Origin of the sequence: Lewinella sp. LCG006, from assembly GCF_040784935.1 — a bacterium.
In the GTDB taxonomy this organism is placed as follows: Bacteria; Bacteroidota; Bacteroidia; order Chitinophagales; family Saprospiraceae; genus Lewinella.
In genome coordinates this window covers 6542898-6566043 of record NZ_CP160680.1, presented here as the reverse complement: position 1 = coordinate 6566043, position 23146 = coordinate 6542898, and the positions used below count along the sequence as shown (strand labels likewise).

General features: G+C 45.7%; 15 protein-coding genes. 11 read left to right on the top strand and 4 right to left on the bottom strand.

Annotated elements, in window-relative coordinates:
* Positions 1-107: 107 nt before the first annotated feature.
* Positions 108-1079 (bottom strand): GntR family transcriptional regulator, encoded by a 972-nt coding sequence (locus AB0L18_RS24005; RefSeq protein ID WP_367389863.1) that lies wholly within the window; start codon positions 1077-1079, stop codon positions 108-110.
* 177 nt (positions 1080-1256) lie between these two features.
* Here AB0L18_RS24005 and AB0L18_RS24000 point away from each other — a divergent pair, with 177 nt between their 5' ends.
* The 5 genes from AB0L18_RS24000 to AB0L18_RS23980 all read left to right on the top strand — a co-directional run bounded on the left by AB0L18_RS24000 (position 1257) and on the right by AB0L18_RS23980 (position 8759).
* The gene (locus AB0L18_RS24000) at positions 1257-3353 is read left to right on the top strand and encodes a bifunctional aldolase/short-chain dehydrogenase (protein ID WP_367389862.1); all 2097 of its coding nucleotides are present in this window, start codon (positions 1257-1259) and stop codon (positions 3351-3353) included.
* Positions 3354-3450: 97 nt separating this feature from the next.
* The gene (locus AB0L18_RS23995) at positions 3451-4734 is read left to right on the top strand and encodes a TIM barrel protein (RefSeq protein ID WP_367389861.1); all 1284 of its coding nucleotides are present in this window, start codon (positions 3451-3453) and stop codon (positions 4732-4734) included.
* Positions 4734-6107 (top strand): FGGY-family carbohydrate kinase, encoded by a 1374-nt coding sequence (locus AB0L18_RS23990; protein ID WP_367389860.1) that lies wholly within the window; start codon positions 4734-4736, stop codon positions 6105-6107. Before AB0L18_RS23995 ends, AB0L18_RS23990 begins: the two co-directional genes overlap by 1 nt.
* A 7-nt stretch (positions 6108-6114) precedes the next feature.
* On the top strand, positions 6115-7272 hold the full coding sequence (locus tag AB0L18_RS23985; protein ID WP_367389859.1) for an alpha-hydroxy-acid oxidizing protein: 1158 nt from the start codon (positions 6115-6117) through the stop codon (positions 7270-7272).
* A gap of 83 nt (positions 7273-7355) precedes the next feature.
* The gene (locus AB0L18_RS23980; protein WP_367389858.1) at positions 7356-8759 is read left to right on the top strand and encodes a cytosine permease; all 1404 of its coding nucleotides are present in this window, start codon (positions 7356-7358) and stop codon (positions 8757-8759) included.
* A 169-nt stretch (positions 8760-8928) separates the two neighbouring features.
* Here the strand turns inward: AB0L18_RS23980 and ggt are convergent, their stop codons facing one another.
* Both ggt and AB0L18_RS23970 read right to left on the bottom strand, forming a co-directional pair.
* Positions 8929-10662 (bottom strand): gamma-glutamyltransferase, encoded by a 1734-nt coding sequence (ggt, locus tag AB0L18_RS23975; RefSeq protein WP_367389857.1) that lies wholly within the window; start codon positions 10660-10662, stop codon positions 8929-8931.
* A gap of 139 nt (positions 10663-10801) precedes the next feature.
* Positions 10802-12214 carry a hypothetical protein gene (locus AB0L18_RS23970; protein ID WP_367389856.1) on the bottom strand — a complete coding sequence of 471 codons (1413 nt, stop codon included), beginning with the start codon at positions 12212-12214 and terminating at the stop codon, positions 10802-10804.
* 193 nt (positions 12215-12407) lie between these two features.
* Between AB0L18_RS23970 and AB0L18_RS23965 the strand changes: the two genes are divergently transcribed.
* Positions 12408-14561: a T9SS type A sorting domain-containing protein gene (locus AB0L18_RS23965; RefSeq protein WP_367389855.1), complete on the top strand. Its 2154-nt coding sequence runs from the start codon at positions 12408-12410 to the stop codon at positions 14559-14561.
* A gap of 144 nt (positions 14562-14705) precedes the next feature.
* Here AB0L18_RS23965 and AB0L18_RS23960 read toward each other — a convergent pair whose 3' ends face one another.
* Entirely contained in the window at positions 14706-15914 is a 1209-nt protein-coding gene (locus tag AB0L18_RS23960; protein WP_367389854.1) for a pyridoxal phosphate-dependent aminotransferase, read from the bottom strand.
* 234 nt (positions 15915-16148) lie between these two features.
* Between AB0L18_RS23960 and AB0L18_RS23955 the strand changes: the two genes are divergently transcribed.
* The 5 genes from AB0L18_RS23955 to AB0L18_RS23935 all read left to right on the top strand — a co-directional run bounded on the left by AB0L18_RS23955 (position 16149) and on the right by AB0L18_RS23935 (position 23031).
* On the top strand, positions 16149-18377 hold the full coding sequence (locus AB0L18_RS23955) for a tetratricopeptide repeat protein (RefSeq protein WP_367389853.1): 2229 nt from the start codon (positions 16149-16151) through the stop codon (positions 18375-18377).
* A gap of 4 nt (positions 18378-18381) precedes the next feature.
* Positions 18382-18930 carry a hypothetical protein gene (locus AB0L18_RS23950; protein ID WP_367389852.1) on the top strand — a complete coding sequence of 183 codons (549 nt, stop codon included), beginning with the start codon at positions 18382-18384 and terminating at the stop codon, positions 18928-18930.
* A 104-nt stretch (positions 18931-19034) separates the two neighbouring features.
* Positions 19035-20576: an acyl-CoA carboxylase subunit beta gene (locus AB0L18_RS23945; protein ID WP_367389851.1), complete on the top strand. Its 1542-nt coding sequence runs from the start codon at positions 19035-19037 to the stop codon at positions 20574-20576.
* Positions 20577-21184: 608 nt separating this feature from the next.
* Complete coding sequence (locus tag AB0L18_RS23940) at positions 21185-21415, top strand: hypothetical protein (RefSeq protein WP_367389850.1); 231 nt, start codon at positions 21185-21187, stop codon at positions 21413-21415.
* 320 nt (positions 21416-21735) lie between these two features.
* A complete protein-coding gene (locus AB0L18_RS23935; protein ID WP_367389849.1) occupies positions 21736-23031 on the top strand; it encodes a hypothetical protein in 1296 nt (431 codons plus the stop codon).
* Positions 23032-23146 lie beyond the last annotated feature (115 nt).

Genomic DNA, 23146 nt, shown 5'->3' with positions numbered 1-23146 from the left:
AACCGCATGAGGTAGATTCTGAGGCAAAAGATGCTCCGCTTGCTATTTCTCAATAGCAAATAAAAAAAAGCAAAAAGGGAAAATATTAGCAAATCGGCGGGATCCTGTTAAAGCGAATTTCGGAATTTTACATAAAACGGATTAGAGATATGGTCTTTACGATTATCCAGAATAAATGCTGCTGCCGTTCTTCCTAATTGTAGAAAATCGGTGGAAATTGTTGTAATCCCATCCAGTAAAATTTCTTTCAGGAGGGTTTCATTGTAGGAGATGATTCCTACGTTTTTCCCGATCTTCAAATTGAGCTCTTTAGATCTTTTGATCAGCTGCACAAGATCATCTTCCATGAGGTTGATAAAGGCATCACCCTCGTTGATAGCGCCAGTAGTGATGTCGCTGATGATCGAGAAATGGAAAGCAAATTCGGCACAGAACCGTAGAAATCCGTCCTTGATGGATTTGGGGTGGTAGGTATATTCAGGAAAGATGAGCTTGAGGGTCTTGTACCTCAATAGCTTATCCTTCATTTGGGTAAGTGCCTGGTAAATGTCATGCTCGAAATCCTGATAAATACTGGCGTATTCGCCGGTGATACCTTCTATTTTTTTATCGAGAATAATCAGTTTGCCTGGAGGGATTTGCCGGATGACGTCAATGGCATTTTCTCCACCTTCGAGGAAATGAGAAATGATCACAAAGTGGCTATAATCTTTATCTAGTCGATCGAGAATAATTTTTTTAAAAAGATTAAAATCGTTGTTATAAATATAGAAATCGATACTTGCAGCCTCTCCTAAAGTTTCGGAAAAGGCATCGTAGATCAATTTTTTGTGAGCACTCAATTTATTGAATAGCAAGAGGATTCGAGGCCGTTTTCCTTCTTGTTTTGATTTGACGTAGTACCCCTTACCAGGAACGCTTTCAATGATCTGGTTTTCTTTTAGCAAGTCATAAGCTTTGACAATCGTATCACGTGAGATATCGTGTTCAATCAATAGCCTATTCACAGAAGGAAGCTTGTCTCCAACGACTAATAGATTGTCTTCTATCGCATTAGCGATGGCGTTGACAATCTGCATGTACTTTGGAGTTTTAGAATAATCATCTAAAATTATGACCCAACCAGAATTTTTACTCATTAAAAACTAATTATGCAGCAAGTAAATTTTGATTATACAGAATAGTACAGAACACTCCGCAAAGAACTCTTGTCTATATTTGCCACTGCACGTTATTTATCATATACTTTTACAAAGATGACAAAAAATCTCCAACACGTTAATTACCTATGGGATGAATCCAAAGCGGCTGCTCTGGGTAATGATCAAGTAGCGTTGTTCCTATATCGTTCAAATATTCTTGGTGCAGACCTTCGTATTACCAACTACGGTGGTGGCAACACTTCTTGTAAAACCATTGAAAAAGATCCCCTAACAGGAGAGGAAGTTGAAGTCATGTGGGTCAAAGGCTCTGGAGGGGATATTGGTACCCTTACCCGCGAGGGTATTGCCGGCCTCTATACCGATCGGTTGCGGGCACTTAAGAATGTTTACCGGGGGATCGATTTTGAAGATGAGATCGTACCGCTGTATTATCACTGTTTGTACGATTTAGACAGCCGCGCACCATCTATTGATACCCCCTTGCATGGCCTATTGCCCTTTAAGCATATTGATCATTTGCATCCGGATGCGCTCATTGCGGTAGCTGCTGCAAAAGACAGTGAAGCCATTACGAAAGAAATTTGGGGAGATACGATGGGTTGGGTGCCGTGGCAACGCCCGGGATTTGATCTGGGGCTGCAACTGGAAAAATGCCTCGCCGAAAATCCAGGTATTCGCGGTATTGTCTTGGGTAGCCATGGCTTGTTTACCTGGGGGGATACTTCTTACGAGTGTTATATCAACAGCCTGGAAGTGATCGAAATGGCTTCCAATTACATTGCTAACCGGGAAGGTAAATCACGACCCGTATTTGGTGGCCAAACCAGAGAAAGCTTGCCCAGTTCAGAACGCCGAAAGCAGGCCGCCCAGATTGCGCCTATCTTGCGAGGGCTGTGCTCAAGCTACCAAAATATGATCGGTCATTTTACCGATGATCCCCGCGTTCTTCAGTTTATCAATAGTGCCGATCTGGGGAAACTAGCCCCCTTAGGGACCTCTTGCCCGGACCACTTCCTGAGAACAAAAATTCAGCCACTGGTACTGGAAATTGCTGCGGAAGCAGACATGAGTGATGTCGATGCAATCAAAGCGATTATTACACCAGGTTTTGAGCAGTACCGAAAAGAATACGCGGAGTACTACGAAAAATGTAAACACGATAACAGTCCTGCCATGCGTGATCCCAATCCGGTGGTCATTCTTTACCCAGGCGTAGGAATGTTTACTTTCGCAAAAAATAAGCAAACAGCTCGCGTTGCCGCAGAATTTTACATCAACGCAATCAACGTGATGCGGGGAGCTGAGGCCATTTCCTCCTATACAGCTTTGCCGCGACAGGAGGCTTTCGATATCGAGTATTGGCTACTCGAAGAAGCTAAGCTTCAGCGGATGCCCGCCGAACAACCCCTCTCTCGCAGAGTAGCTATCATTACCGGTGGCAGTGGCGGTATTGGGAAAGCTATCGCCGACAAACTAGCCGCGGAAGGAGCCAATATTTTCCTCACCGACATTGATCAAGACCGCCTGAAAGAAGCGAATGCTACATTCAAAAAGGATGTTTCCACTTATGCTTTGTGTGATGTGACCTTACCCGAATCTATTGAGGCTGCTTACCAGGCCGCCTGCCTGGAATTTGGTGGTGTAGACATCATTGTTCATTCCGCAGGTTTGGCTATTTCTAAGCCGTTGGAAGAAACGACCGATAAAGACTGGGATCTCCTCCAGAATGTACTCGTCAAAGGCCAGTTTAATATGGCTAAAGCCGGGGTCGCCATCATGCGTAAGCAAGGAACGGGTGGTGACATTGTCCATATCGCCAGCAAAAACGGGTTGGTGGCAGGAAAGAACAATGTCGCTTATGGAACGGCCAAAGCAGCCCAACAGCACATGACCCGCCTTTTGGCTGCCGAACTGGGACCGGAGAAAATTCGAGTCAATACGGTCAATCCAGATGGGGTCATCATCGGTAGTAAGATCTGGGAAGGTAAATGGGCCGAAGGTCGTGCCAAAGCGTACGGTGTGGAAGTGGGGGAACTACCAGCCTTTTATGCCAAGCGTAACCTGATGAATGAAATCATCCGACCGGAAGATATCGCCAATGGTGTTTTCGCATTGGTAGGCTTACTTGATAAAACTACGGGCAATATCATCAACGTAGATGGAGGTATGCCAGATGCTTTTGTCAGGTAGCCTATCCTCCGTCCGCCCGCAGTAGAATCAAGCTTCATACACTAAGTTGGCCCTGGTTGATCTTTACCAATCAGGGACTTTTTACAACTCCCTATCCATGCAGATCAGGAACGAACATTTAACGGATTTAAATCAAAAGCAGCAGTCTGTGCACAACCGTGATCTGGCTTATGTACAGGATCGTATTTCCCGTGAAGGGAAAAATCCTGATAAAGTTGTTGAACAGTTACAGGCTTTTCAGGTAGCTATACCCAGTTGGGCATTAGGGGCCGGTGGTACCCGCTTTGGCCGCTTTTCTACGGGTGGAGAACCTAGCCGATTGGAAGAAAAAATAGACGATGTAGGCATTCTTCACCAGCTGACAAAAACGGCAGGGGCTATCTCCCTCCACATCCCGTGGGATATTCCGGAAGATCCTACCGCCATTAAAGAAAGAGCTGCAGCACACGGTATTGTGTTTGACGCCGTTAATTCCAATACTTTTCAGGATCAACCTGGGCAGGCGCACAGCTATAAGTTTGGCTCTCTTTGTCATGCCGACCCAGCGGTTCGTGACCAAGCGGTTGCTCATAATCACGAGGTAATTCGCTACGGAGAAGCACTCGGCTCAAAATCGATTACCGTTTGGTTGGCCGACGGTACCTCCTTTCCAGGGCAACACAATTTTCGTAAAGCATTTCAAAATACGCAGGATTCCTTACAGCAAATTTATCGCGGGATGCCAGCTGATTGGCAACTCCTGATTGAATACAAACCCTACGAGCCTAATTTTTACTCGATGGTCATCCCTGATTGGGGAACGTCGCTGATGTTGGCCGAAAGTTGCGGAAAGAACGCTTATACCTTGGTTGATCTTGGCCATCATCTCCCGAACACCAATATTGAACAGATCGTTGCAATCCTGATGATGAAAGGCAAGCTCGGTGGCTTCCATTTTAATGATAGCAAGTATGGTGATGATGACCTGACTTGTGGCAGCATTAAGCCTTACCAGCTCTTTCTTATTTTTAATGAGTTGGTGTACGGAATGGACAACAACGAGGCTGGAAATCCTCCATTGGCCTGGATGATTGATGCCAGTCACAACCTTAAAGATCCGCTTGAGGATCTGATACAGAGCCTGGAAGCCATACAGGTTGCCTACGCACAAGCCCTGCTCGTTGACCACAAGGCTTTGGAGGCTGCAAGACAAGACAACGATGTAAGTCGTTGCCAGGAGCTACTGCAATCAGCTTTTCGGACCGATGTTCGTTCGCTCGTCGCAGAAGCAAGATTGCGGGCCGGTGGCGCTATCGAACCCTTAGCGGCTTATCGCCAGTTGCAGGTTCGTCAGCAATTGATTAAGCAACGAGGGCTTCACGTGACCGCAACTGGATTGTAATGAAAACAACCCTTGTTTTCGATATCGGTAAGACCAATAAAAAATGCTTCCTTTTTGATAAGAGCTTCAAGGAGCTTGCCAAGACGTACAGTCGATTTAACGAGACTGTTGATGAAGACGGTTTTCCTTGTGATGATCTTTTGGCCATCCAAGAGTGGCTGCAAGCTACTTTTTCGGAGCTTCTGGCGAAGAAAGATTACGAGATCGAAGCCGTTAATTTTTCCACCTATGGTGCAAGTTTCGTCCACGTTGATCACAAAGGAAACCCACTGACGCCTTTGTACAATTACCTCAAGCCGATTCCATCGGAAGTACTGCTTTCTTTTTACGAAAAATACGGCGATGAAACGGCTTTTGCTTTGGCAACGGCCTCGCCAAAATTGGGAATGCTGAATTCCGGTTTACAGCTGTATTGGTTGAAGTACACCCAGCCGGAAGTCTTTCAAAAGATTCGCTGGTCCATGCACCTGCCACAATACGTAAGCTTTTTGTTTACAGGGATTCCGGTCAGTGAATATACCAGCATTGGCTGTCATACCGGTCTCTGGGATTTTGCTAAAAACGATTATCATGATTGGGTATACGCGGAAGGAATTGACCATATATTACCTCCCTTAGTGGCGACCCACACAAGTATCAATAAGCCTTATCAAGGTCGTCAAATAAAGGTTGGAGTAGGCATTCACGACAGCTCTGCTGCTTTGTTGCCTTACATCCGGGCAGAAAAGAAACCTTTTCTCTTGATCTCTACAGGAACCTGGAGCATCAGTCTTAATCCGTTCAATGACGCACTGCTCACTAGGGATGATCTAGCACATGATTGCCTCAACTTCATGCAAGTTTCCGGGAAACCGGTCAGGGCCGCACGCTTATTTCTCGGGAACGAGTATAAAGTACAGATCAAGAAATTGCAACAACATTTTGGTACCGAAGAGGATGCCCACAAAGAAGTAGTCTTTCAACCTGATTTATTCGATCATTGGAAGAAAGAAGATCAATCTTTCTTTAAATGGGAATCATTGCCAGCGGAATATGCGCAGGCTACCGTCACAAAATATGATTATTTTTCGTCTTTTGCCGCAGCCTATCACCGCTTGATGATTGAGCTGGTGGCACTACAAATTCAGGCAGTGGACCGGGCCTTGGGTGATACGAACGTCAATAAGCTATTTATTGACGGAGGCTTTGCGGACAATCAACTGTTTGTGAAAATGATAGGTCTTCACTATCCGGAGATGAAATTGCGAACGACCCGTTCTCCATTGGGATCTGCATTAGGTGCTGCCATGGTGATCTCAGGGGCGAAGGTGGAGAAGAAGTTTTTGAAAAAGAATTTTGCCCTCAAAAAGCCGATTATTCAGCTGTCGAAATAAGCTATTTATGGAACTTAAAATCAACCCAAAATACCCTGATATTGCTTACCTCAGGGAACGCGCAAAGCAGCGAATACCTGGCTTTGCCTTTGATTATCTTGATGGCGGCTGCAACTCGGAAGTAAACCTCCGCCGCAATACGGAAGAAATTCGCGAGGTGCAACTCAAACCTTACTACCTGAGGGATTACGGTCAGATATCCATGCAAACGGAGCTTTTTGGGAAGACCTACGCTGCCCCTTTCGGGGTGGCTCCTATTGGCCTGCAAGGCTTGATGTGGCCGAGAGCCTCGGAAATTCTAGCCAAGGCAGCTTTTGAACACAACATCCCCTATATCTTGAGCACAGTGGGTACGGCAGATTTGGAAACCATCGCAGAAATCACGGAAGGCAATGCCTGGTTTCAGCTGTATCACCCCACGGAAGATGAGTTGCGCGATGACCTGCTTCGCCGGGCCGAAGCAGCAGAATATCAAGTACTCGTTATTCTTTCCGACGTACCTTCTTTTGGTTACCGCTCCAAGGAGATTCGCAATGGACTAGCGATTCCACCCCGGATGACTTTACGCAATATGATCCAGATCATGAGTAACCCTAACTGGGCTATTCAAACGCTCCTGGCAGGGCAGCCGAAATTTAAGACCTTAGAACCCTACATTCCGGGCGGGATGAATCTGCGGCACCTGGGGTTGTTTATGAATAAAACCTTTACGGGGAGGCTGAACGAAGAAAAAGTAAAAACACTCCGGGATAAATGGAAAGGCAAACTGGTGATCAAAGGCATTGCCAGTGAGGAAGACGCCGAGAAAGCCATCCAACTAGGGCTTGACGGAATTATTGTTTCCAATCACGGTGGCCGCCAGCTTGATGTAGGCGAGTCTACCATCAAGCCTACTGCTAATATTGCCGAACGATTTGGAGATCAAATTACGGTCATGATGGACAGCGGTATTCGTACAGGGCCGGACATTGCCAATGCGCTTGCCTCCGGGGCAAAGTTTACCTTCCTGGGGCGTTCCTTTATGTATGGGGTGGCGGCATTGGGCAAAGAAGGGGGGCATCACACCATGTCACTACTAAAGAAACAACTTCAGCAAGTAATGGAGCAGGTGTGCTGCGAGCGAGTGGAAGATTTGCCTAATCATCTTATCGTCAAGACCAGCTAAATAGCTACCTATAGCACTTTTTTGATATCAAGCGTGTGCTTAAATGCGGTACGCTATTTTGTTAAGTATTAAATCAGCAAAACATGACCAACGATAAAGCATCTGTTGTAACTACCGAAGAATACGAACGCCAGCCAGTACCAGATTCCAAATTGAAAAGTTGGAAAGGTTTTTTAGGAATGTACGCTGGCGAACACGCGGCCGGCACGGAATTTGTCATCGGTCCTCTCTTCCTAACGGCGGGAGTTAGTGCTTTTGACCTGATCATAGGACTCCTGCTTGGCAATTTTCTAGCGGTTCTCTCCTGGCGATTTCTAACGGCCGAAGTTGCGGTAAAAAATCGTCTGACCCTTTATTATCAGTTGGAGCGAATCTGCGGTAAAAACCTGGTTACTTTTTACAACCTGGCCAATGGTATTCTTTTTTGTTTCCTGGCTGGGGCAATGATCACGGTGTCAGCTACGGCCGTAGGGATTCCTTTTGATATGGAAATGCCGAAACTCACCGATACGATGCCAAACGGTCCTACCTGGATCATCATCGTTATTGCCATTGGCATCGTGATTTCTCTTATCGCAGCACGTGGCTATAATTCAGTCGTGAAAGCAGCCAACTGGATGTCTCCTTTTATTGTGTTGGCTTTTCTGGTAGCTGGTGTTGTGGCACTGAGACAGCTTGGGGTTTCCAGTTTTTCTGAATTCTGGGCCATCTGGGGGGATGGTGGTGATCCCTTTCCAGGCCAACTGAAGTACACTTTTTGGCACGTAGTTATTTGGTCTTGGTTTTGTAACGCAGCCATGCATATAGGGATGTCTGACCTTACGGTGTTTCGTTACGCAAAAAATGCCAAAGCGGGCTGGACGACAGCGGCTGGGATGTACGTAGGTCACTACATGGCCTGGATTGCCGCAGCTTTATTGTATGCTGTCTACTTACAATCACCAGAAGCATTGGCAATCATGGCCAACGGAGAAGCTCCGTCGGTAGCTCCTGGGCCGCTGGCATACAATGCTATCGGTGTCTTCGGTATCATCGCAGTCGTCATTGCGGGCTGGACCACCGCCAATCCAACAATCTATCGCGCAGGACTTGCTTTTCAAGCCATTATTCCAAAAGCTTCCACTTTTTGGGTGACCATGCTGGCCGGTGGAATTGCGACCATTGCTGGTTTGTTCCCGGCTTTTGCAATGAAGCTGCTAGACTTTGTAGCCGTATACGGATTTATTTTAGCACCGGTAGGAGCAATTATTGTCTTTGAGCACTTCTTTGCGGAAAGAGCTGGGATTGTCAAAAATTATGCACTAAACTCTGGCTCCAATTTCAATCTGGCGGTGCTGCTGGCTTGGGGAATCAGCTTCGTTGTTTTTTATGGCTTGTCTGTTACCCAAGGAGTCTTTTTGTCGTTCCTCACTTTGCCGGCCTGGCTGACGTGTGGTGCGCTATTTTTGATCTTAAGTAAAATAATGCAAAAGAAGGGGAGTGTATAGGTGTTCGCTAAGTCTCCTTAGCGTCGGGTTTGATACCCGACGACTAAGGCCCATGATAGCCTCATTTGCGTCGGGTTTTATACCCGAAGACTTTTAAATCCAAGTACCTAGTACCGTGAGCTTGAAGCAGAGGCAAATTACCTTTTTATCACCCTAGTATCACAATATTTCAATACCCACTCACATCATCATCAGGATTGCGAGGGTCACCTACGGCCAGGTAGCTGCCATCGGGCAATCGCTGGATGGCTTTGATCACGGCCATTCGGTTGACCTCACGGAATTGGTGGCCCATGGCACTGAGTTTGTTTTTAACTTCTTCACTCAAAGCGGATGGTTCCACCCAAATTTGATCGGGCAACCACTGGTGGTGAAAACGAGGTGCCCAGACCGCAGAATCCAGGGGCATCCCAAACTCAGCAACGTTGATAAACACCTGGAAAACAGCCGTAATGATGGTTGACCCACCGGGTGCTCCCAGTACCATAAACAATTGCCCATCTTTTTCAATGATGGTGGGCGTCATGGAGCTGAGCATTCTCTTACCGGGCTGTATGGCATTGGCCTCTGCCCCCACTAATCCAAACTGATTGGGCGTGCCAGGCTTGATGCTAAAATCGTCCATCTCATTGTTGAGGAAAAAACCGGCACCATCTACCACTACCTTGCAACCAAAATTGGAGTTGAGCGTAGTAGTAAGCGAGACGGCATTGCCTTCCGAGTCAACGATAGAGGTATGTGTGGTTTCAAAGCTCTCTTTACTATTGACAAAATTTCCGGCGGCGAGCTGATCGCTAACGCTGGCACTGTCGGTCTGAAAATCATTCATCCGATAGTTAAGGTAAACTTCATCGATCAGGGAGTCCAGTGGGACAGGATAAAAATCGCTGTCTCCCAGATACTCCGAGCGGTCAGCATAGGCCCGGCGTTCTGCTTCAACCATGAGGTGGGTAGCGGCTGTACTATGAAAGCCGTATTCGTTTAATGGCGCGTTTTCTACCATCCCCAACATCTGCAAAAGTGCTACACCGCCACTTGAAGAAGGTGGCATGGAGATGATCTTGTAGTCGTCGTAGTTTCCCGTAATGGCTGCTCGCCAGGTAGGTTGATAGTTGGCCAGATCTTCGGTAGTGATGATGCCGTTGCCGCTTGCCATTTCTTTGACAATCAGCGCAGCAGTTTCTCCCTGGTAGAAGCCCGCCGTTTTTTGGTCTTTGATCCGTTTCAGGGTGGTTGCCAGATTCGTTTGGACGAGCAAGTCTCCCGCTTGCCATTGGGCTTTGATGAATGGACATTCTGGGCCGTTGAAGGCGATAAATTCTTCTTGAAAACCATTCAGCCGATCGGCTTCTGTTTCAGAAATGGGAAAACCCTGCTCCGCTAAATCAATAGCCGGTTGCACCAATTCCGTCCAGCTAAGCTTTCCGTAACGCTCGTGTGCTGCTACCAAACCAGCTACTGTTCCGGGTACACCCGCCGCCAAATGTCCCTTGGTGCTGAGGCCATCAATCGGATTTTTTATGCTGTCAAGGTACATATCACGGTTGGCAGCAGCAGGTGCTTTCTCACGGTAGTCAAGGGCATCGGTGCTGCCGTCATGACTCCGGTAGACTAAAAATCCACCTCCGCCAATGTTGCCAGCCCTGGGGTATACAACGGCCAGGGCAAACTGTACCGCCACCGCTGCATCCACTGCATTACCTCCTTTTTCTAAAATCGTAGTACCTACCTGCGAGGCCAGAGGATGGCCACTTACCACCGCGGCATGGGAAAACTCACCCCGTTTTTCCGCTACATAGTCATGGGTGGGTGCTGTCTTACATGCTGCCAATAGAAGGCTGATAGCCAGTGCTAAAAACAGGCTTGAGGAAAAAGTTGGTATGGTTCTTGGTTGAATACTCATATAGCTAGATTTTCTCCTGGGAGGAAGGAAAGCAAAATTTGGGATAACATTTAAGGGAGTAAGATAATCATTCAATGCTTACTTCCATAGCACGGGCAATAGGTAGGGGTTGACGGTGGGGACCATTAACATTCGTAATCTATTGCCCTTTTTCTTTTTTTGTCAACCAAAATTTGAGTTGCAGAAATTTTTCAAGGGGAGTGCTTGGGTCATACTTTTGGAAAATACTGTTGTGTTGACTTCCAATATCCTTTCTCGGCTGAATTTGTATCAGCGATTTGAGCAAGTCAAGTAGCCAAATATCCATATTGTCTGAGCGAATGCCCGCCTGTCTGAATTGGCGTTTACTGTTGACCAAAGTGTTTTCCAACCATTCCCAATGACCAGTTTCGTAATGCGCCAACAAGTAGAGCAAGTGAGCATAACGATAAATGGGCTGTTTGAGATCGGGTCTTTGTTGGTAAAGTGGTGTTAGAAAATCAAGGGCCAAGGCATAATCACCATAATGAAAAGCAAAAAGCCCTCCCAGGTGCATCAAGCTGGCACGGGCGGGAGTACCCAGTTCCTTTTGGTAGTCGTGGATGCCCTTTTTTAGTGAAGCCAGCAGGGAATAGCCGCTGGCAAAGTCTTGCTGCTGTAAGAAAGCATTCAATTCCAATTGAAAGCTCCAGGTGAAGATCTTCGACTGGATGTTTTTTATTTTTTGAAAAGCTTTTTGCTTTGGCAAGGATCGCAGTTTTTCCAGTCCCTGGTAGAGTTTTTCGTATTCTTCTAGCTGTAGCTGGTCAATCAAGAGGTTATAAAAAACGGATAGGTAACGATTGGGGACACCACGATGAGCATTGAGGCAGCTCTCCAGTAGGTTGAGCTGTAGCAGGTTGTGTTCATAAGCCGCTGCGGAACGTTGTTCCTGAAATGCCTGTAGTGCTAAAATTTGCTGATAGTCAGCTTGTCCCATCGTACTGATAGGAGGTGATACTGGATCGTCATGCAGCACAGCCGGCTCACCGGAATGACCATAAAAATGCCGTTGATAGGCATTGATTTTTTGCCATTTCAAGGCTTGTTCTTGTTGGATGATCAGGTTGTAGGTTTCCGATTGTTGTTGCCAGGTTTCGATTGCCTTAGTTTGATTGCCTTTGCGCAATGATTGTTCAAGCAGCATTTGCTTTATGCGGATGGCCTCGGGCCAACAATTGAAAATTTCTTTTTCGCTGATTTGGTGGATGGCTTTGGTGAGGAGCTGTTCTGCTTGGGCGGGAAGGTTTCTCGCAATTAGCAGGTAGGCTTGGTGAAGCTTTCGTTTGATCTTTTCCTCCTCATCCTGTTCGAGGTGATACAAATGGAGAGCATCCAATAATTTTTGGTAGAGCTGGTGCTTGACGACGGCTTTTTGTGGGTAGAAGGGTTGATTTTGCAAGTGTCGGTCAAAAAGTACCTCTTCCCAATGTTCCATATCCCGGATTACCGTATACATGAGGTAATAGTGGGGAGATTGCTTGGTGTTGTTGTGGGCAAATACATGAAAATAGCGTTGCTCACTTTTAGTCATACTTTTACAGAGATGATATAAAGCGTCGGGCGATATTTTCATTTTAGAGATTTAATTAAAAATAAGCATAAATGTATATAAAACAAAGGGTATTGCCTGTTGATCTGATTTAGAAATATAATTAGGACCTGTATTTTGATTTGTTTTTAGATGCAGATGTCGCTTACATTTGTTGAAAATAAATTCATAGAAGATGAGGTATATAAAACTATTGTCAATTTACGCAGCTTTATGTTGGCCAATTTTCCTTACGGGGCAGTTGATAGAAAGCAGTCATTCTTTTTATAAACCCAGTCTGGTCAATGACTGGCTGGTGCATAATAATGAATTGTTGTTGGCTACCGATGTAGGCATTTTCGTTTTTGACGAAACAGCAACGGTATTATTAGATCACTGGACGGTAGCGTCGGGCAACCTGCCTTCTAACAAAGTAGAGTCTATTACGGTTAATCCTCAGACGCAAGGGCTGTACATTGGCACCTATGATATTGGTGCAGCGCTACAGGCACCTGATGGCACTTGGGTCAACATGCCTTTTCCGGAAGAAATGGTGAATAGTTTTAATCCTATCCTTACATATACCCTGGCTTTTGATCAAGAAAACCGTCTGCTGATTGGTACCAACCAAGGACTTTGGCGTTTAACGGATGGCAGCAATTGGGAAAATTTTGGTCCTAACTATTTTGGCAATTGGATACACAGCGTTTGGGAGATTATTGAGTCCCCCGATGGAGAAGTTTTTATTGGAGGGAATACGGTAGCCAAAGTTGTCGGCGACGAATTTGAAGTTATCAGCCCCATCGATGGTGGACTATCCGACTTTTTCGCTTACAGTGATATTGATCTTCACGTACAATCGGATGGCACTTTATGGGCCTTTTCCGATATCGGCGTAGCGGGAAAATACAGCGAAGGAGAATGGGTAATCTTTTCTCCATTTGATAGCGAACCAGTGTTGATGCTGGAAGCTATAGGTTTTGTCCTGGAAGATGAAGCTGGCATTCTGTGGAAGTACACGCGCAATAACAACTTTTTTCGGTATTCTGAAGCCGGGTGGGAGCGTGTTACTGAAAATTTGCCTTTTGACTTAAACAATCCAGATTTTGTATTTGATTATGCAGATCAACAACTAGGGCTCAGCGACGGAGTACTTTACGCGTTAACCCCAAATACCACCAACCCTCTGCATGAGCTGGCTGACTGGCCATGGCAAGAGGATGGTTTGTGGCTTTTTAAAAACGATTCGCAAGGAAACGTTTGGGCTAAATCAACTGATTTTGGTTTAGTCAACCTGACGACGGGTGAAGAACTTGATCTGTCTAATTTGGGGCCTCAGAACTATTTCTTTGACTATTATTTTGGTGACAATGGCACACTCTGGTTGCTGGGATCAGGCAATTCTCTGATGTATTTGGTGGATGAAGAATTGGTAGCAACTTACAGTCCTCAAAATACGGTCTTTGATGCCAATACCTATATCCTCGACTTTACGCTCAGTGAAGATGGTACTCCCTGGGTCTTAGATGGTGAGCAAGTGGTTTATACCTTAAGCGATGGTGTTTGGCAAGAAGTGATTAGTTTTCCAGTAGGTTACACCGTATTTGATCTGCAACCGGGCACGGGGAACCATTGCTTTTTAAGCCGCTTAGAGAACAGTAACATTGATATTCTGGAACTTTCTCTGGAGGCAAGCTCTACTATTGAGCTGCCCACAAACTGGAGCCTTAGCTACTTCACGTCCTTCTCCGCAGAAACGCCTGGGCAAGTATGGACTTACAATGTGCAAACTTCTGAAATCGGGAAGTGGAATGGTATCAACTGGGAAATCTTTGCTTTTCCCAGCGAGTGGAACACCGATGATCGTCCGCTGCACTTTAAAGAACAAGATGGGAAGCTATGGATAGCTGGCAGCTATCAGATGGCCTTCTATGATGGCGAAGAATGGAACTACTACGATCATACCGATCGCCTGTGGGATACTTCCCGAATATATGAAGCAGAGATGGACAGCGAGGGGAATATCTGGATGACCCACAATGGCGCACAAATTCTTACTCAACTAACGACCAGCTGGGGAATTACAGAAGTGGGGACTTTACTCACCAGACCAGAAGGGGAGAACCTTCTTATTTGGCCCAACCCAGCAACCACCACTTTTCGGGGAGAATGGCAAGTAGGAGAGGAGCTGCGTATTTTGAACATAAAAGGTCAGTTGCTCCAATCCATCAAAATTACAACCACGCAAGAAGAGATTGGAATTGCTCATTTGCCGAAAGGCGTTTACCAATTGCAGCTGATAAATCAAGATCAGCGCTTACAAAAAGGCTTGCTTTTAAAAGTTCAGTAAGCACTATGTGAGATCAAAAGAGGGTAGAGGAGTCTTTATACTCCGCTACCCTCTATTTGCTCATCTTAGTTTCCGAACTATCCCGACCTTCTTGGTCGGGATCATATCTTACTGGTCTCCTGACCAGCTCGTATTGCCTGCCGTTTATACCAAGCGCGCCAAAGCATCCTTGATGCGTTGAACCGCTTCTTTGAGCATTTCCTCAGAAGCCGCATAAGAGATTCGAATACAACCAGGTGTACCGAATGCTTCTCCTGATACCGTAGCTACGTGGGCTTCCTGTAGCAGGTACTCGCAGATATCATCGTCAGAAGTAATTTCAAAATCCCCAGCTTTTTTACCGTAGAAGGCTGTGACATCAGGGAAAATATAAAAAGCTCCTTGAGGACGATTGACCTTCAGGCCAGGAATACGCTCAAGTCCGTCAATAATGACCTGCCGACGTTTTTCAAAGGCATCTCTCATCGCGTAGGTCTCACTCATATCAGCTTCCAGCGCGTAAACAGCAGCTTTCTGGGCAAACGTATTGGCACCAGAAGTGAATTGTCCTTGAATTTTGGTACAAGCGTCGGCAATGATTTTTGGAGCACCAATGTAGCCCAAGCGCCAGCCGGTCATCGCATAGCCTTTGGCAAAGCCATTGACGGTTATCGTGCGATCTTTTACACTGGGGATGGTGCCAATACTCACGTGCTTGCCGGTGAAATTGATGTATTCGTAGATTTCGTCAGAGACAATATAAACGTGCTCGTGAGGAGCTATGGCTGCTGCAATATCATCCAATTCTTCCTTCGTATAAACCGATCCTGAGGGATTACAAGGCGAAGAGAAAATAATCAATTTAGTCCGCTCTGTAATGGCTGCTGCTACTTGTTCACCCGTGACTTTATAATCTTGGTCAATACCTGCCGAAACGGGTACTGGAATAGCACCATTCATGCAGACAATCGCATGGTAAGAAACCCAGTAAGGAGCAAAAAGAATGACCTCATCACCGGGGTTGAGCATAGCCATACAAATATTAGCGATAGATTGCTTAGCACCCGTAGAGACTACGATCTGGCTCATGTCGAATGTCAGGTCGTTGTCTCTTTTGAATTTCGCAACGATAGCCTTTCTCAATTCAGGCAAACCTGGAACCGGGCTGTATTTTGTATACCCCTCGTCAAGCGCTTGCTTAGCAGCTTCCTTGATATGATCTGGTGTATCAAAATCGGGCTCGCCCAAACTCAAGCTAATTACTTCGTGTCCTTGATCAGCTAATTCACGGGCGATACGGGCCATTTTTAGCGTTGCTGATTCTTCCATTTGCAATACCACCTGCGAAAGTATTTCGGTGCTAACCATTGCCATGTTTTCCTTTGTTTTTAGTGAAGTATACCAAACGTAAAGTGATGCCGAATAACCGCTTAAAAACGGAACATGATCACCTTACGCTTAGTAGCGCAATTCAGAGGGCAAAGCTAAGGTTATTCTAAATGTCAATGGATTATTTTCGTGGAATCTTCACGATCAAGGCATACCTTTTTCGTAAATATTTACGATTTGCCAGAGGTAATCTTACTTTTGTAAGACTAACTGAAAGTTATGGCTGCTAAAAAGAAAACCACCAAGAAATCTGTAAAGAAAGCTCCGTCTAGTACGGTGGCTGCTAAACCTCGTAAAAACTGGATAAGTTGGGCTTATCAAGAGGAAACTACGCTGGATAAGTCTGCAAGCCTCTCCAAGGTCTACTACGCGCTGTTGGCACTGGGAGTGGCCGTCTTGCTAGGGTTGGCCTTGGTTACGGGGATCAATGCGGATGAAAAATTTCAGGATGATTATTCTGAGAAGTTAGTAGATTATTACGCTTCCGCTGGAAGTGACAAAGCAGCTTTGTACGAGGATGATACCAGCAGTCAGCGTTTCAACAAGTTTTACGGTGGCTTCTTTGAGCTAGTGAGTGGTTCGGTCAACCGCATGCTTGGCAATATTCCCGGCCCTGCTTACCATCGGGTGCGGCACTTGCTCAATGCACTGTTTGGCGTACTGATTTTGGTGATAGTAGCAGGCTGGAGCCGCCGGATGGCGGGCGTTCGCGCAGGTATACTGGCGATCATCTTGTTACTGGCCAGCCCACGATTGATGGGCCACAGCGTGATGAACCCCAAGGATATTCCCTTTGCGGCGGGTTACTTGATGGGGGCTTTTTATTTGTATCGCTGTCTGATATCGATGCCTCGCCCACGCTGGCAAGATGCCCTGGGCTTTGTGTTAGGGGCGGCATTAGCAACTGCTACCCGCGCTGGCGGGATTTTGATCTTTTGCTACTCGGGCTTGTTTCTGGGAATTGATTTTCTCATGCGTTACGGGGTGAAAGGAATCGCACAGGAGTTTAAGCAATTTCTGACCTATGCTGCTTACTGGATCGGTAGCACGGTGGCAGGTTTTGGTTTGGCTTTGCTTTTCTGGCCCTACGCCATGCAAGCGCCGATTGAGCACACGAAGGAAGCCCTGGCTTTGTTCTCGAACTATGCCGTCAGGATCATTATTCTGTTTGGTGGCGAAAACATGTTTTCCGATGGCATTCCCGCTTCCTATCCGCTGGTGTGGCTAGGCATCAGTGTTGCTTTGTCGGTCATAGCAGGCTTCTTTTTGAGTGTCCTCAGTTTTCCGTGGTTGAGCAAAAAGCATGGTGGTTTGTCGGTGCTGCTCTTGTTATTCGTGACCATCTTTCCGCTGGCCTACATTATGTTTAAGGAAAGCGCGCTTTACGATGGCTGGCGTCAGTTGCTTTTTATCTATCCTACGGTACTGGTCTTGGGCGCGATAAGTTTCGAATACTTAGCCGAGCGGTTTACGGCTCGCACCAAGTGGGCAGGTCTGGCTACGATTGGCGTTGTGGTTCTCCTTTCTGCCGATGCGCTCTTATTTACAGCACGTAATCCGGCCCTGGCCTATGTTTATTTCAATCCTCTGGTAGGAGGCATTCACGGCGCTTTCGGGCAGTATGAGCTTGATTATTGGGGATTGAGTTCGCGGCAAGCGGTAGAATGGATGGAAGAGGAAGGAATACTACATCCAGATATGGATACCCTGACCATTGGTACTACTTTCCCATACAATGTCCGCCGCCAGTTGGACTTCTCTTACAAAGACAAAGTCAAGATACAATACATCCGTTATCACCGCAGGTTCTCTGAACCCTGGGATTATGGCATATTTCCCAACCGTTTTATTCGCGGGCCACATTTGCGCAACAATACCTGGCCAACCAGCAAAACCGTACATCGGGTCGAGGCGAATGGCGTGCCGTTGGCCGTCGTAGAACACGATCCTGAACAGTTTGCCATGAAGGCAGAAACCATCTTAAAAACAGGGCAAGCAGCCGAAGCTATCGGTTTGTTTCAGCAAGAAGTTGCTAAATATCCGGACAATGAGCAGGGCTGGACCGGCTTGGCATCCGCACAGGTAAGTCTTGGCCAAGCTGATCAGGCACTTGCTTCCGCCGAAAAGGCACTCGAAGTAGCCCCGGAAAACGAAACAGCCCTTTATCTCAAAGGCTATGCCTACCTGACCAAAAACAATGGACCAGAAGCATTGAATACCTTTAATTATCTGCTGAGAGTTGATCCTGAAAATGCCATGGCCTATTACTGGATTGGCGAAATTTATAAGCAACGGCAGGAATTACAAACGGCTTTCCAGAATTTCCGTAAAGCCATTGAATACAACCCCAAGCTTAAGCAAGCTTATCTGGGGATTGCCACTATTTTTGAAGAACAGGGGGACATGGAAAATGCAACCCGCTATCGCAATGCTGCTGCTCAATTGTAGACCCATGAAATCTATACTTTTGCTTCGTTTTATTATCTTGTGGGTAGTTTCTTTTAGCCTTTTCGCCTGTGGAGCGGATGATCGCATAGCGAGTTCCTTTTCTCCAAAACGTCAGGTTTTCTACGATTTCTTTAATGATATTCGTCTGGAAGTGGCGGATTTGGAAGGAGCCTATTCTCGGCTGGAAGGGTTTACGGAAGACACCAAAAATTTCCTGGAAAGTCGGGAGGCGCAGGAGCGCTACAGCATTGCCGGCTTTTATTTTGAAAAAGGACTGGACCGAGAACAGGGAGCCTATAACTACGAAGACCGCTTCGAAGAAGATGGCTGCGTGATCCTGGTCATTGCTTATCCGCCCCATGAGCAAAGTATTTGGCAGACACGCCTGCAAAACAATGAACGGGGCAAAGGCAAGCAAGTGGGCCAGAACTATGTTTTCTACCAAGTGTTTACCGCTAAGCCAAGGGATGCAGATCTTGAACAAAAGATCAACACCATCATTGAAAAACAAATGGAAAACCACGCTGCCACCATCGGCAAACTGTTCAATTAAGGTGTGAGGCTTGCCTTATTCGATCAGACAAAGGCGGCCGGCCGGCAGCACCGGAGGTAAACCTTATGTTAATTTCGAAAAATTATCGCTCAACCAAAATAAGCATGCAAGACAAACTGCAACTTCTGGAAGATAAACTCGCCAATGCCCAGCTTGGTGGAGGGAAAAAACGTATTGCTACCCAACACGAAAAAGGGAAACTCACTGCGCGTGAGCGCCTACATTTCTTTCTCGATCCAGGATCATTTGAAGAAATTGGCGCACTGGTCATGCACCGTAGTGCCGATTTCGGAATGGAAAATCAGCGCATTCCCGGTGATGGGGTAGTCACGGGCTACGGTACCGTCAATGGCCGCTTTGTCTATGTCTATGCCCAGGATTTTACCGTTTTCGGAGGTTCTTTATCAGAAACACACGCCGAAAAGATTTGTAAGATCATGGATCTCGCCATGGAAAATGGTGCCCCAGTCATCGGACTCAACGACTCCGGCGGGGCACGTATCCAGGAAGGAGTGAAATCATTGGGAGGTTATGCCGATATTTTCTACCGCAACGTTATGGCCTCCGGGGTGATTCCGCAAATCTCGGCCATTATGGGCCCTTGCGCGGGTGGTGCCGTGTATTCCCCTGCCATGACCGACTTCTCTGTCATGGTAGAGCAAAGTAGCTACATGTTTGTAACGGGCCCTAACGTGGTCAAAACCGTGACCAACGAAGAAGTTACGGCAGAAGAACTCGGTGGCGCAATGACGCACGCTACCAAATCGGGGGTAACCCACCTCACGGCCGGCAATGATATCGATTGTCTTGAAAAAATAAAGACCCTGCTGAGCTACCTTCCGCAAAACTGTGAGGAGCAAGCGCCTAAGTTACCTTATGCCCTGGGTGATGAGTGGCGGGAAGACCTGGCTGGACTGATGCCTGGCAACCCCCAGCAGCCTTATGATATGCGCGAAGTAGTTGGCGGCATCGTCGACGAAGCGTCCTTCTTCGAAATCCATGAGCATTATGCCGACAATATCATCGTAGGCTTCGCCCGTCTTGGTGGCCGCAGTATCGGGATTGTTGGCAACCAACCTTTAAGCCTTGCGGGGGTACTGGATGTAGAGTCGTCGCGGAAAGCAGCACGTTTTGTGCGTTTTTGTGATAGTTTCAACATTCCTTTGCTGGTCTTGGTTGACGTTCCCGGATTCTTGCCTGGCACCGACCAGGAGTGGAACGGCATCATTGTCAATGGTGCAAAACTATTGTATGCTTTCAGCGAAGCTACCGTACCCCGGATCACGCTCATCACCCGTAAAGCCTACGGTGGTGCCTACGACGTGATGAACTCCAAGCACATTGGTGCTGACCTCAATTTTGCCTGGCCCACCGCGGAAATCGCCGTAATGGGTGCCAAAGGCGCTTCGGAGATCATCTTCCGCAAAGAAATCCTGGCAGCAGAAGACCAGGAGGCCATGTTGGCACAGAAAGAAGCCGAGTACAAGGAGAAATTCGCCAACCCCTATCTCGCGGCTGAACGCGGCTTCGTCGATGAAGTCATCCACCCACGCGCTACCCGCCGTAAATTGATCAAAGGCTTTGCGATGTTGGAAAACAAATCCAAAAAGCTGCCGAAGAAGAAGCACGGGAATATTCCTTTGTAGGTATAGTAGTTCTCACTTTGAAAAATAATTTGCCGCGGACCTGCCTGCCAGCAAGCTGGCCTTGCAGGCAGGGGCGCGGAGGCGCAGAGATTTTTAGAGGAATTCCATAATCCCAACTTACTAGTCGGGACCGTATCTCATATGTTTACGGAATGTAACAGGAATAGCCACTAAAGCTCAAAAACACCAAAGTACACAAAAAATATTCTGTGCTATTTTGTGTTTTAGTGCCTTCGTGGCTAAAAAAAAACGCCGTACCTCCGCGCCTCCGCGGCAGATACCTCATAGGACTTCTCCAAAAACAAAGAAGCCGACCCAAATGAGCCGGCTTCCTGACATGTTCATGGGATTAAAAAAGGTTGAAGCACTAAGACTTTGCTAAGATATAAAAATTTTATATATAACAAAGAATTCCAAGCTGTACTTTCTAATAGAGTTGTTCTGCTGGGGGCTGTTTTAGCGAAAGCGATAAAATTTTATTCTGAACGAGACAGATTTTGCAGCCGAATGCGGGCAATTCGGCGAAAAATCTAACGAAGTTCAGGATGAAATTTTCCGCTTGCAGCAAAACTTGTCCCAGCATAACAACTCTAATAAATCACAGATAATTGAAAAACAAGAAAAAGATTCATAGCGATAAAAAAGGACGCGAATTTATCAAGGAACTCTACTTCGTGGGTGGAAAAATGAAATTCCGTAGGGTGTATGTCATTGATGGTATTCCCGCAGATGAGTTTTACGAGCAAAATGCGACGGACTTGGACTTTTATTTGAATGGGGATTATGAGGTGATGGGGGAGTGTGGGGATGATAGGGGGGAAGGAGAAATGCCCTCTTAGCTATAACCCGTAAAAAAAATACGCACCAAAAGTGAGAGGAGGAAGGGCGGAAATCGGATGTGCTTGGGCCTAGCACCAAATAAATATGTCATTCAAGAACTTTTGGACAAGACTACCGTAATACTCAAGTGAGCCGACCAACCTTGCAAAGCATCGTAACTCTTTTGATGATTTCTCTTTTTGTAAAAGTACGTCAAAAGGGGTATTTTGTTTGTATATGAGTAAGTTCTGCGCAACTTTAATTATCGAAGAGACAGTCCTTATTGTTGAATTCGAAATGTATATTAGCTATTTTTGTATATGTATCAACTAATAAAAGGATGTCTGAAATACGAACAATAATCCAGATTAAGGGGCCTTTTAATAAGCTTATTAATCATGACTTTGGATATACAATACAGGACATCAGTTCGTCAGATTCCTTGATTGATGCAGATTTAGTTTTTATTGATTTATCTGATATAGCAGTTCCAATAGAGGCTTTTTATGACCAGAGATATCAAGATCAAATAGATGAGGAATACAGAATTAAGAGTAAACAGGTAGAAGCTCATCTTAAATCTGGAAAAAGTATTGTTGCTTTTGTTACTGGCCAAGCTGAAACATACAGTGTTGATGAGGATGAAGATGGCCAAGTATACATGCGGATTAATAAAGTACCTTTATTACCCGAAGGCCATCAATTGACCAAACTTAGTAATTCAGGGATAAATATAGAGCCATGTAGTGAAGTAGTGGAAGTAGCACTAAATAAGCTAGATAGGCCAAGACTTTTCAAGTACGAATACACTTTAAGGAAGAATGAAGTTGATATACCTCTCTTGAAGATCAGGAATTCCAACGAAATCGTTGCTGGAATTAAATTCTTTGACAAAGGACGTATTTACTATTTACCTAAGATAAATGATAGTTTATTAGAGTCTGATCAGGTAGAGCAAATGATATTAGCTGATTCAATCATATCATTTACTAAAAATCTTTCAAGGTCTCTAGGAAGAGATGTATCTGAAACTGTTCCTGAGTGGGTAGAAGAAATACAAATATTAGAAGAGGCTGATATACGTAAATCTATTCAAGAAGTTGAGAGCGAAATTCTCACTCTCGAGTACAAATTGAGAAATTACAATGAAAGATTAAGAGTGTTGACTCAATTTAAGAGTATCCTTTCTTCAACAGGTGATCAACTTGAAAGTGCAATTGAAGCAATTTTCACTTATTTGGGTTTGACAATTTCTAGAGGTGCCGAAAAAAACAGAGTGGACTTTATAATAAGTCGAAACGATAAATATATCGTATGCGAAGTAAAAGGTGTTCGTGGCACAGCTCAAGAGAGCTTTGCAACCCAATTAGAAAAATGGAGTAGTGAATTTTATGATACTCAAAAGACCATTCCTCAAGGCCTTCTAATTGTTGCAACACACATTCAAGTCCCCCCTAACGAAAGAAATCAAATTGATTTTCCTGATCAGATGATGAGATATGTAAAGATGAAAGATCAGGCTTGTATGACTACCTTATCTCTATTAGAAATACTAAAAAGGTACCATGCTGGTGATTGGAGTTCGCAATATATATTTGATCTATTATATGACTCAATTGGACTAATAGAAATATAATGAATGCGCAGAACAAAGCTTGTGCGACAAGCCTCGTTCCTCTGCCTGCGCTCAAGCCAGAGTTGGCACAATTAGAGAATAAGTATTAATATTTAAGTAATCGTATAATGATTGG

Coding starts and splice junctions, on each gene's coding strand:
- AB0L18_RS24005 (WP_367389863.1), bottom strand. CDS start 1,079: ATGCAGATTGTCAACGCCATCGCTAATGCGATAGAAGACAATCTATTA.
- AB0L18_RS24000 (WP_367389862.1), top strand. CDS start 1,257: ATGACAAAAAATCTCCAACACGTTAATTACCTATGGGATGAATCCAAA.
- AB0L18_RS23995 (WP_367389861.1), top strand. CDS start 3,451: ATGCAGATCAGGAACGAACATTTAACGGATTTAAATCAAAAGCAGCAG.
- AB0L18_RS23990 (WP_367389860.1), top strand. CDS start 4,734: ATGAAAACAACCCTTGTTTTCGATATCGGTAAGACCAATAAAAAATGC.
- AB0L18_RS23985 (WP_367389859.1), top strand. CDS start 6,115: ATGGAACTTAAAATCAACCCAAAATACCCTGATATTGCTTACCTCAGG.
- AB0L18_RS23980 (WP_367389858.1), top strand. CDS start 7,356: ATGACCAACGATAAAGCATCTGTTGTAACTACCGAAGAATACGAACGC.
- ggt (WP_367389857.1), bottom strand. CDS start 10,662: ATGAGTATTCAACCAAGAACCATACCAACTTTTTCCTCAAGCCTGTTT.
- AB0L18_RS23970 (WP_367389856.1), bottom strand. CDS start 12,214: ATGACTAAAAGTGAGCAACGCTATTTTCATGTATTTGCCCACAACAAC.
- AB0L18_RS23965 (WP_367389855.1), top strand. CDS start 12,408: ATGAGGTATATAAAACTATTGTCAATTTACGCAGCTTTATGTTGGCCA.
- AB0L18_RS23960 (WP_367389854.1), bottom strand. CDS start 15,914: ATGGCAATGGTTAGCACCGAAATACTTTCGCAGGTGGTATTGCAAATG.
- AB0L18_RS23955 (WP_367389853.1), top strand. CDS start 16,149: ATGGCTGCTAAAAAGAAAACCACCAAGAAATCTGTAAAGAAAGCTCCG.
- AB0L18_RS23950 (WP_367389852.1), top strand. CDS start 18,382: ATGAAATCTATACTTTTGCTTCGTTTTATTATCTTGTGGGTAGTTTCT.
- AB0L18_RS23945 (WP_367389851.1), top strand. CDS start 19,035: ATGCAAGACAAACTGCAACTTCTGGAAGATAAACTCGCCAATGCCCAG.
- AB0L18_RS23935 (WP_367389849.1), top strand. CDS start 21,736: ATGTCTGAAATACGAACAATAATCCAGATTAAGGGGCCTTTTAATAAG.